7 protein-coding genes are annotated in these 10,019 nt (G+C 42.9%); all 7 read right to left on the bottom strand.

The features are described 5' to 3' along the window. Positions 1–31 precede the first annotated feature (31 nt). Positions 32–1,462, bottom strand: a complete 1,431-nt coding sequence (gatB, locus tag AC1DSK_RS16055) for an Asp-tRNA(Asn)/Glu-tRNA(Gln) amidotransferase subunit GatB (RefSeq protein ID WP_477547323.1) — start codon at positions 1,460–1,462, stop codon at positions 32–34. Then, positions 1,459–2,928, bottom strand: a complete 1,470-nt coding sequence (gene gatA / locus AC1DSK_RS16050; protein ID WP_477547322.1) for an Asp-tRNA(Asn)/Glu-tRNA(Gln) amidotransferase subunit GatA — start codon at positions 2,926–2,928, stop codon at positions 1,459–1,461. Before gatA ends, gatB begins: the two co-directional genes overlap by 4 nt. Before the next feature lie 24 nt (positions 2,929–2,952). After that, positions 2,953–3,243, bottom strand: a complete 291-nt coding sequence (gene gatC, locus AC1DSK_RS16045; protein WP_477547321.1) for an Asp-tRNA(Asn)/Glu-tRNA(Gln) amidotransferase subunit GatC — start codon at positions 3,241–3,243, stop codon at positions 2,953–2,955. A gap of 256 nt (positions 3,244–3,499) precedes the next feature. Further along, complete coding sequence (locus AC1DSK_RS16040) at positions 3,500–4,642, bottom strand: CamS family sex pheromone protein (protein WP_477547320.1); 1,143 nt, start codon at positions 4,640–4,642, stop codon at positions 3,500–3,502. Between the two features lie 16 nt (positions 4,643–4,658). Continuing rightward, the gene (gene ligA / locus AC1DSK_RS16035; RefSeq protein ID WP_477547319.1) at positions 4,659–6,665 is read right to left on the bottom strand and encodes an NAD-dependent DNA ligase LigA; all 2,007 of its coding nucleotides are present in this window, start codon (positions 6,663–6,665) and stop codon (positions 4,659–4,661) included. A gap of 233 nt (positions 6,666–6,898) precedes the next feature. Further along, a complete protein-coding gene (pcrA, locus tag AC1DSK_RS16030; RefSeq protein ID WP_477547318.1) occupies positions 6,899–9,130 on the bottom strand; it encodes a DNA helicase PcrA in 2,232 nt (743 codons plus the stop codon). 57 nt (positions 9,131–9,187) lie between these two features. Beyond that, entirely contained in the window at positions 9,188–9,880 is a 693-nt protein-coding gene (gene pcrB, locus AC1DSK_RS16025) for a heptaprenylglyceryl phosphate synthase (RefSeq protein ID WP_477547469.1), read from the bottom strand. Positions 9,881–10,019 lie beyond the last annotated feature (139 nt).

The following is a 10,019-nucleotide window of genomic DNA, read 5'->3' as shown; positions in this document are numbered from 1 at the left end:
CGACTCCACGGTGATGGAGTCGCYTTCGTATTTATCGTTTTGAAATTTCTTCTTGAAGGATTTTATTAACCAACGGTGGGTTAGCTTGTCCTTTTGTTGCTTTCATGATTTGACCAACCAAAAAGCCAATTGCACGGTCTTTCCCGTTTTTGAAGTCTTCGATTGATTGTGCATTCACATCCAATATTTGTGTGACGATGTCACGAAGCGCACCTTCGTCAGAAATTTGAACTAAGCCTTTTTCTTTCACGACTTGTTCAGCTGTTCCGCCATTGTCAGCAAGTTCTTTGAATACTTTTTTCGCGATTTTCGAAGAAATCGTGCCATCGCTGATTAGTTTGATCATGCCAGCCAAACCTTCAGGCGTTAGCTTTGTATCCTGTAATTCTTTTTGGTCGACGTTCAAGTAAGCTGATACTTCACCCATCATCCAGTTAGATGCAAGCTTCGTATCCGCACCAAGAGCAATCGTTGCTTCAAAGAAATCGGACATTTCTTTCGTTAACGTCAAGACCATTGCATCGTATGATGGCAAGCCCAACTCTTCAACATAACGTTGTTTACGAGCGTCAGGAAGTTCAGGAATATCCGCACGTACACGGTCCATCCATTCTTGGTCAATGACTAAATCGACTAAGTCCGGTTCCGGGAAGTAACGGTAATCGTCCGCTCCTTCTTTAACACGCATTAACAATGTTTTGCCTGTCGATTCGTCAAAACGACGAGTTTCTTGCAGGATTTCACCACCTGAAAGCAACACTTCTGCCTGACGAATTTCTTCATGCTCAAGGCCGCGACGCACATAGTTGAATGAGTTCAAGTTTTTCAATTCAGCTTTTGTCCCGAATTGCTCTTGACCGTAAGGACGAAGTGAAATGTTGGCATCACAACGTAGTGAGCCTTCTTCCATCTTACAATCCGATACGCCTGTGTACTGGATGATTGATTTCACTTTTTCCAAGTACGCATAAGCTTCTGCAGGTGTGCGGATATCTGGCTCTGAAACGATTTCAATTAATGGTGTACCTTGACGGTTGTAATCAACCAATGAGTACCCTTTATCGGTATGTGACAGTTTCCCAGCATCTTCTTCTAAGTGCAAGCGAGTAATCCCGATGCGTTTTTTGTAGCCATCCACTTCAATTTCAACCCAGCCGTGTTCACCGATTGGTTGGTCGAATTGAGAGATTTGATACGCTTTCGGATTATCCGGATAGAAGTAGTTCTTGCGATCGAATTTCGTATGTGTCGAGATTTCACAGTTCAGTGCCATCGCTGCTTTCATACCGAAATCAATTGCGCGTTTATTAACAACAGGTAAAACTCCTGGGTATCCAAGGTCGATTACATGTGTATTTGTATTTGGTTCTGCGCCAAAGTGGGCAGGTGAAGGTGAAAACATTTTCGAATCTGTTTTCAGCTCTACGTGAATTTCTAAACCAATGACTGTTTCAAAGTTCATGATTTTGCTCCCTCCCAAAGTTGAGGAGTTTCTTTATGGAAGCTTGTCGCCTGCTCGTAAGCATGAGCCACACGATAAATCGTTGCTTCATCAAAGTGTTTCCCGATAATTTGCAAGCCCAGTGGCATTCCTTCAGAGTATCCACATGGTACCGAGATTCCTGGGACACCAGCCAAGTTTACAGGGATGGTTAAAATATCATTTGCATACATCGTCAATGGATCATCGTTTTTCTCGCCCACTTTAAATGCAGGTGTTGGCGTCGTTGGTCCAATGATGACGTCGTATTTTTCAAATACTTGATCGAAATCTTGTTTGATCAATGTACGCACTTGTTGTGCTTTTTTGTAATATGCATCGTAAGAACCTGCGCTTAATGCAAATGTTCCTAACATGATGCGGCGTTTTACTTCGTCTCCGAAACCTTGCGCACGTGTTTCTTTGTATAAGTCCATTAATGATTCCACGTTTTCTGCACGGAAACCATAACGGATCCCATCAAAACGAGCTAAGTTTGAAGATGCTTCAGAAGAAGCCAGTAAATAGTATGTTGCTAAGCCGTATTTTGAGTGAGGTAAAGATACTTCTTCCCAAGTTGCGCCAAGTGATTCCAATACTTTCAATGCATCAAGCACCGATTGTTTGGCAGCTTCCCCAACACCGTCTCCTAAATACTCTTTAGGAACACCGATGCGAAGGCCTTTAACGTCACCAGTCAATGATTCAACAAAGCTTGGTACATCAACATTTGCAGAAGTTGTATCGTTTTCGTCCACACCTGAAATCGCTTCAAGCAATAACGCATTGTCTTTTACATTGCGTGTAATCGGTCCGATTTGGTCTAAAGAAGATGCGAAAGCAACCAAACCAAAACGAGATACACGGCCATATGTTGGTTTCATCCCAACTACACCACAGAATGATGCTGGTTGACGGATTGAACCACCTGTATCTGATCCTAAAGAAAATGGTACTTCACCAGCTGCAACTGATGCTGCAGAACCACCTGAAGAACCTCCAGGAACACGGTCAAGATCCCAAGGGTTACGTGTGATTTTGTACGCTGAGTTTTCTGTTGAAGAACCCATTGCGAATTCGTCCATGTTCAGTTTACCGATAGTGATCATGCCCGCTTCACGCAGTTTGCGAACGACTGTCGCATCGTAAATCGGGTTGAAACCTTGAAGGATTTTAGAAGAACATGTTGTTTCGATGCCTTCTGTTACGATGTTGTCTTTTACACCAATCGGCATACCGAATAACGGTCCGCGTTCTGATGCAGGCACTTCGTCCATTTCTTTTGCTTGGGCCATTGCTTGTTCTTTATTAAGTGCTAAAAATGCTTTTACGTCACCGTCTAAAGTTTCGATACGTGTATAGGCTTCAGCTGTTAAATCTGCAATTGATAGTTCTTTGTTATGTATCATTTCTTGCAGGTCGGTTGCTGAGTAGTTGAATAATGTCATGGATAGTCCCTCCTTACGTCAAAATCAGTCTAAAATTGATGGTACTTTTACTTGGCCCGCTTCTTGCTCACGAACATTTTTCATCATCTTCTCACGGTCAAGTCCAGGGACTGCCTTGTCTTCACGCAATACGTTCACTAACGGTAAGACATGTGTAGTTGGTACAACATTTGTTGTATCCAGTTCATTTAACAGCTCAGCAAAATTGGTAATTGCCGCAAGTTGGCCTGCAAACATTTCAGCTTCTTCATCTGTAATGGCAAGACGTGCTAAATGTGCTACGTGCTTTACTTCTTCTTTTGATATATTCGCCATTTTTTACACCTCCGAATTCACAATCATACCGAGTATCATATCATTTTTCACTTTAAAAGAATAGAGACAGCATCAAGCTGTCCCTAGGTATTACAATGATTTTGCTAAATTGAATCTATTCCCATTTAATGATGTCCAGCTACAAGCGCAAACTCGTACTTCTGTTTCATGCCCTCAGAGTCGAGCTAAATTGGCGCTTTTCGCTTTTCTAGATGTCCAGCTACAAGCGCCAGCTAGAACGGCGCTTTTCGCTTTTCTAGTCATAAATATGGACGTAAGGCTCTTTCTCGTCTGCTTCTTTAATGACCAGTGCTTCTGGTCCGTTAATCGATGTGACGCTGACTTCTACATGCATGGAAGCTGGGAAATGTTCCATCACCAGTCCCGTCATATATTGCGTAAAGCCAATGATTTCAGCAGTACCATAAAACTGTATCGGAATATCAATGGTCATTTTCTTAATACGATCGTCCTGGTAGAACCCAGTACCAACGATACTTGTGAAATTCGAGAAATACTCTTCCACATCTTGTTTGAACTTATTGAAAAATTGTCCCACTTCACGGTACTTTTCTTCGGATACAGGTTGTGGGAACAGAACGAATTCTTCATTAATATCTGTCCAATCAGAAACTGATGCTTTTCCTTCGCCAGCTTGTCCGCTTGCAAAATATGTACCCGGTACTATGGAATTGCGGCTTTCTTGTCGGAACAAGCCAACCGTAATTGGCACTTTCTCAAGGCCTTTCATTGTACGCATGCGTTTAACGATTTCATTGGCCATTTTTTTACCTTGTTCAACAATGACTGCTTGGGGAATTGGTTCTTCATACGTCGCACCAAAGTCTTCCTTTTGGTAGTAATAGGTAGAATTCATGGCAAGACCAATGGAAACGCCACCAAGTTTCACTTCGTTTTTACTTGATTTTACTAAATAGTTTTGCTCAACTATATGTGCTAAATATATAGGTGCTTTTTTGGCTAACTCAGCTGTCATGTTTCCTTCTTTAGGACGACTTGGATTTAACCCGTCTTTCGTTTGCGAACTTCGGGCTAACCACGAACTTAGTACTTCCGCATCAAGCATTTGACCTTCTTGGAAAAAGTAGTCGTCTGGTGAAAACGTACGTTGCGACAAACGCAATAACCCGCTTTCTACTTCCTTCACATCGTACTTGGAATAAATATTCGAGACGACTAATCCTCGACTCATACTTTCTTGATATGGCAAGAGGGTACGATAATACTGGTCCGAAATTTGCATGCTCGGAATGATCGTTGCTTCTTCTTCACTTTTTTCAGTTTCAGTGTTGACTTTTGTATCTTTACTAAGGCTAGGGATACAACCTGCAAGTAAGGTTAAAGATATTATAGCTGGAATCCAGCGTATTCGTTTCATTATAGGAAGGACTCCTTCACTCATTTAATTCTTCTATCAGACGGTTTTCATCCCATACCGGAATGCCTAACGTGCGGGCTTTGTCGAGTTTAGAACCGGCATCTTCACCTGCAATGACGATGTCTGTTTTTTTACTCACACTCCCAGAGACGGTACCGCCTACCTGTTCTATTTTCTCTTTTGCTTCTTGTCGTGTCAATTGTTCCATTTTCCCAGTTAACACAACTGTTTTACCTGTCAATACGTGATCCAAGTTTGAAAGATCCACTTTTTTACCAGTATAGAATAAGTTCACGCCAAGTTTTTCAAGTCGTGCGATTAATTCTTGCACTTCTTCGTTGTCAAAGTAACTTACAACGGAGCCCGCCATTTTATCGCCAATTTCATGTACCGACGTCAGTTGTTCTGGAGTTGCTTGCGCAAGTGACTTCATATCTCCGAACTCTTCTGATAGAATTTTGGCTGCCTTCTCACCAACATGTCGAATTCCTAATCCAAATAATACGCGCTCCATTGAATTTTGCTTGGATGCTTCAATGGCAGCAACCAGATTCGTTGCCGACTTCTCACCCATTCGATCCAACTGGATCAATTGATCTTTCGTAAGTGTAAATAAGTCCGAAACATCGTGGATGAGTCCTTCACGGAACAATTGCTCCACCACTTTTTCACCGAGTCCATCAATATTCATTGCGTTTCGCGACACAAAATGAATGAGTCCTTCGGTAATTTGAGCAGGGCATTGAGGATTGACACAACGCAGTGCCACTTCACCTTCAATACGAACGAGTTCACTCTCACAAACTGGACAATGTGTAGGCATGTTAAATGCCGGCAACTCCTCTTTACGAGCCTCAAGAACCACCGCCACCACTTCTGGAATGATGTCGCCTGCTTTGCGGATAATGACGGTATCCCCAATACGAATGTCTTTTTCACGAATCAAATCTTCGTTATGTAAAGACGCTCGTCCGACGGTCGTTCCTGCCACTTGTACAGGTTCAAGTATTGCTGTCGGTGTTAAGGCACCTGTACGTCCAACGGTCAATTCAATGTCGAGCAGAGTGGTTACAACTTCTTCAGCTGGGAACTTATACGCTGTCGCCCAACGTGGACTCTTGGCCGTGAAGCCTAAATCCTGTTGGTGAACATAGCGATTCACTTTTATGACGATGCCGTCAATTTCATAAGGTAGATTTGGACGTTCTGCTGTCCACTTTTCAATATACGCTACGACTTCGTCGATTGACTGACAGGTCTGTCGTTCTTCGTTTGTTTGAAAACCAAGTTCGTCCAAATGATCGAGCGCTTGTGCATGGCTATCCAGCTCATATGCTTCCCCGTCCCCACCGATGCCATAAACGAAAATGGCCAGGTTACGACTTGCGGCGATTTTCGGATCAAGCTGACGCAATGAGCCCGCTGCTGCATTTCTCGGGTTTGCGAACTTTTCTTCTTCATTTGCCACACGTGTTTCATTCAATGCGGTAAACGATCTTTTAGGCATGTAGGCTTCGCCTCGAACTTCGATAGTGAGCGGTTTTTTTAAGCGTAACGGAATGGAACGGATGGTTTTTAAATTCTCCGTAATATCTTCCCCTATGCGACCATCACCACGTGTTGCGCCGCGGACAAAAACGCCATTTTCATAGCTGAGTGAAATAGCTAAGCCGTCTATTTTCAATTCACATACATATGAAAACTCGTCCCCTATGCTTGCACGGATGCGTCGGTCGAAATCGTCCAAATCCTCTCGTCCAAAAGCATTCGATAAACTGAGCATCGGATATGTGTGTGATACTTTCTTGAATCCTTCAAGAACCATTCCACCAACACGTTGAGTTGGCGAATCCGGATAAATCAGGTCAGGAAATTCACTTTCAATGGCAATGAGTTCCTGCAAATATTGGTCATAAACCGCATCAGGCACGACCGGCTGATCCAGCACATAATAGGCATAGCCTGTATCGTGCAAAAGCTGATTGAGTTCTTTCACACGTTCTTCCAATTGTACTTTATCCATAGAGTCGTTCCTCCGCTCGATCTGTTATAACTATTTAAAAAGGAGCATCAAAAGAGCCAGTTTTTGGAACTCAGGTTAAGAACGCCACATCCTGCTCCTGCGATTACTCGTCGCAAAATTCCTGCTCCTGCGATTACTCGTCGCAAAATTCCTTTTGTGGCAACGACTGCATAACCTGCTTCGTACAGGCCTCGACGTGCTATTTTGAGCAGACTTTTTAAATTACCTATAATTTATACTTTTTCAACTGGTGCAAACTTCGCAAGTAATCGCTTGATGCCGGTTGGGCTTGGGAAAGCGATATCGATTTCCGTATTCTCGCCTTCACCGCGTACACTGACAACTGTTCCTTCGCCCCATTTTTTATGAACGGCTTTGTCGCCCGTATTCCATCCAAGCTTGTCCCCGCCTGAAGCTTTATATGCAGGACGTTCAACTGCTGGACGCGTAGTGTTCGCAACCGAACGACGGGTAGTTTGACTTCTACCTGTACCTGCAGATTGTTTCAACGTCACATGCTCTAGAATGTCTTCTGAGATCTCCGCAATGAATCGGGAAGGGTTGTTGTATCCGCTTCGGCCGAACAATGTTCGCGATTGTGCACAAGTTAAATACAGACGCTCTTCAGCACGTGTAATCCCTACGTATGCTAAGCGGCGTTCTTCTTCCATTTCGTCATTGTCACCGATCGAACGTGAATGAGGGAAGACGTTTTCTTCCATCCCAATGATGAATACGACCGGGAACTCCAGTCCTTTTGCTGCGTGCATCGTCATTAGTACGACTTTTCCTTTAGATACATCTTCATCGTTATCCAACTTATCCAAATCGGAAATCAGCGCCAAATCAGTAAGGAAAGATACAAGGGTTTTATCTTCACTGCGTTCTTCAAACGCTTTAGTTACGGATAAAAACTCTTCAATATTCTCAAGACGGCTTTCTGATTCGATGGTCTTTTCATTTCGCAGCATATTACGGTAGCCGGTTTTATCCAAGACTTGCTCCACGAGTTCAGTGACAGATAAGAATTCCTGCATTTGAGTGAATCCATCCATCATCTGGTGGAATTTAGCCGCTTCGTTTGCTGCGCGTGCTGGCAATCCCATAAAGTCCACTTCGCGAAGTGCATCAAAAATAGAACGGTCCTGTTCAAGTGCATACATTGCCATTCGTTCGAAAGACGTCGCACCAATGTTGCGTTTTGGTTCATTGATGATACGCGCCAATGCCAAATCATCTTCGTTGTTGGCAATCAAACGTAAGTACGACAGCAAGTCTTTAATCTCTTTGCGATCATAGAACTTCGTGCCGCCAACGATTGTGTAGGTAATATTCGATTTGACCAAAACTTCCTCCATCACACGGGATTGGGCGTTTGTGCGATACAGAATGGCGAAATCATCAAGGGTACGATTGCCCTTTTCCATCAATTCCTGAATTGTTTTGACGACAAACTGTGCTTCCTGCTGTTCGTCATAAGCTTTGTAAACATTGATTGCTTCACCTGAACCGTTGTCCGTACGCAGTTCTTTTGGATAGCGACCTGTATTGTTTTGTATGACGTCATTTGCGGCTTTCAGGATCCGTTTAGTCGAGCGATAATTTTGCTCCAGCATAATGGCCTGGGCATTTGGATAATCTTTTTCAAAAGACATGATGTTTTGAATATCTGCTCCACGCCAGCGATAAATCGATTGATCCGAGTCGCCTACTACGCACAAGTTATTGAATTTCTTTGCCAACATCTGTACAAGTTCGTATTGGGCTTTGTTCGTATCTTGATATTCATCAACATGAATATAATGAAATTTGTTTTGATAAAACTCCAACACATCCGGTACACGTTTGAACAGAGTTAACGTTGTCATGATCAGATCATCAAAATCGAGGGATTGATTTTTGCGAAGACGTTTGTCATACGCTGTGTAGACTTCCGACGCTGTCTTCTCGAACGGATTGAACTGATTCATTTGGCTCGCAAATGTTTCGGCATCAATGCACTCGTTTTTTGCTGAGCTGATAGCGTTTAACATGGAACGAGGATCATATTTTTTAGGGTCGATGTTCTGGTCTTTCAAAATACGTTTAATGACTGTCAATTGTTCAGTGGTATCCAAAATGGAGAAGCTTTTCGAGTAACTGATTCGATCGATATCGCGACGTAAAATACGTACACACATCGAGTGGAATGTAGAAACCCACATACGCTCTCCTGTTCCATTGCCAAGTAGGCCATCGATACGCTCACGCATTTCTCTTGCTGCTTTATTCGTAAATGTAATCGCCAAAATTTTCGATGGGTAGACTTCTTTTTCCACGACTAAATAAGCGATTCTGTGAGTTAACACACGTGTTTTCCCAGAGCCCGCTCCTGCCATAATCAGCAAGGGACCTTCCGTTGCTTTTACTGCTTTTTCTTGTTCGGGATTCATCCCGTTTAATAAATTCTTTACGATTAATTCCATTATGCACCGTCCTTCGCGAACATTTGTTCTTCAATTATAAACTGCTTATGTTAATTGTCAAAGTGTCACTGCATGAACAGCTTTCACTGTTTCGAGCGCTTCGTTCAAATTGTCATAAAGATGATTGCCCACTACAACTGTGTCCGCAATCAATGCCATTTCAGTCGCTTGTCTTGCCGATGTAATGCCGCCACCGTAAAAGAGACGCGTGTTTTTCAAAACGTTTTTTGCAGCTTTCACCATCTTGGGTTCACCATAAACACCGCTATATTCTAAGTAGAATATCGGAAACTTGAAAAAGTGTTCAGCCAGCCTTGCGTGGGCAATCACTTCTTCCTCTGATAAAGAAGTGTGAGCTTCAGTCGCGCGTGCCGCCTTACAATCCGCATTCAAAATACAGTAACCTTCCGGAACAAGTTCATTCCAGTCCATATAATCCCCGAATTCCTTGATGGCTTCGATATGCAAATCCTTCACCCATGCGGTATTTGTACTATTTAACACGGAAGGAATGAAATAGAAATCGAATCCTGGCGTCACGGAGTCTATCGTCGAAATCTCCAGTGCAACCGGTACATTATATTGTCTAACTCTAATTAATAAGTCCAAAACCAAATCAAGGGTAACTCCATCTGTACCACCGACTAGAATGGCGTCCGTTCCAGATTCACACACCTGCTTTAGCGCTTCTTCGGATATTTCCTTCGCAGGATCTAATTTAAAAACGTGACGCCACTCCTGATACATCATCGGTTCCCACCTATCTATGTTCATATTCATCTATCTAGTATAACAAAAAAACCCTCCTATCCGAAGAGTGAGAGCGGGCAAATATTTGGTATCATTCGTTTAATCGACATCAATTTGCTTTTTATCGGCATGAAACTCT

The sequence above is a fragment of the Paenisporosarcina sp. P4_B8 genome (genome assembly GCF_056402175.1).
Note: the sequence above shows the minus strand (reverse complement) of the source record. Positions and strands in the feature narration are given on the sequence as shown.

What these genes read in the sequence shown, in the direction of transcription:
- ligA (WP_477547319.1), bottom strand. Translation starts at nt 6,665, where the DNA reads ATGGATAAAGTACAATTGGAAGAACGTGTGAAAGAACTCAATCAGCTT.
- gatB (WP_477547323.1), bottom strand. Translation starts at nt 1,462, where the DNA reads ATGAACTTTGAAACAGTCATTGGTTTAGAAATTCACGTAGAGCTGAAA.
- gatA (WP_477547322.1), bottom strand. Translation starts at nt 2,928, where the DNA reads ATGACATTATTCAACTACTCAGCAACCGACCTGCAAGAAATGATACAT.
- AC1DSK_RS16040 (WP_477547320.1), bottom strand. Translation starts at nt 4,642, where the DNA reads ATGAAACGAATACGCTGGATTCCAGCTATAATATCTTTAACCTTACTT.
- gatC (WP_477547321.1), bottom strand. Translation starts at nt 3,243, where the DNA reads ATGGCGAATATATCAAAAGAAGAAGTAAAGCACGTAGCACATTTAGCA.
- pcrB (WP_477547469.1), bottom strand. Translation starts at nt 9,880, where the DNA reads ATGATGTATCAGGAGTGGCGTCACGTTTTTAAATTAGATCCTGCGAAG.
- pcrA (WP_477547318.1), bottom strand. Translation starts at nt 9,130, where the DNA reads ATGGAATTAATCGTAAAGAATTTATTAAACGGGATGAATCCCGAACAA.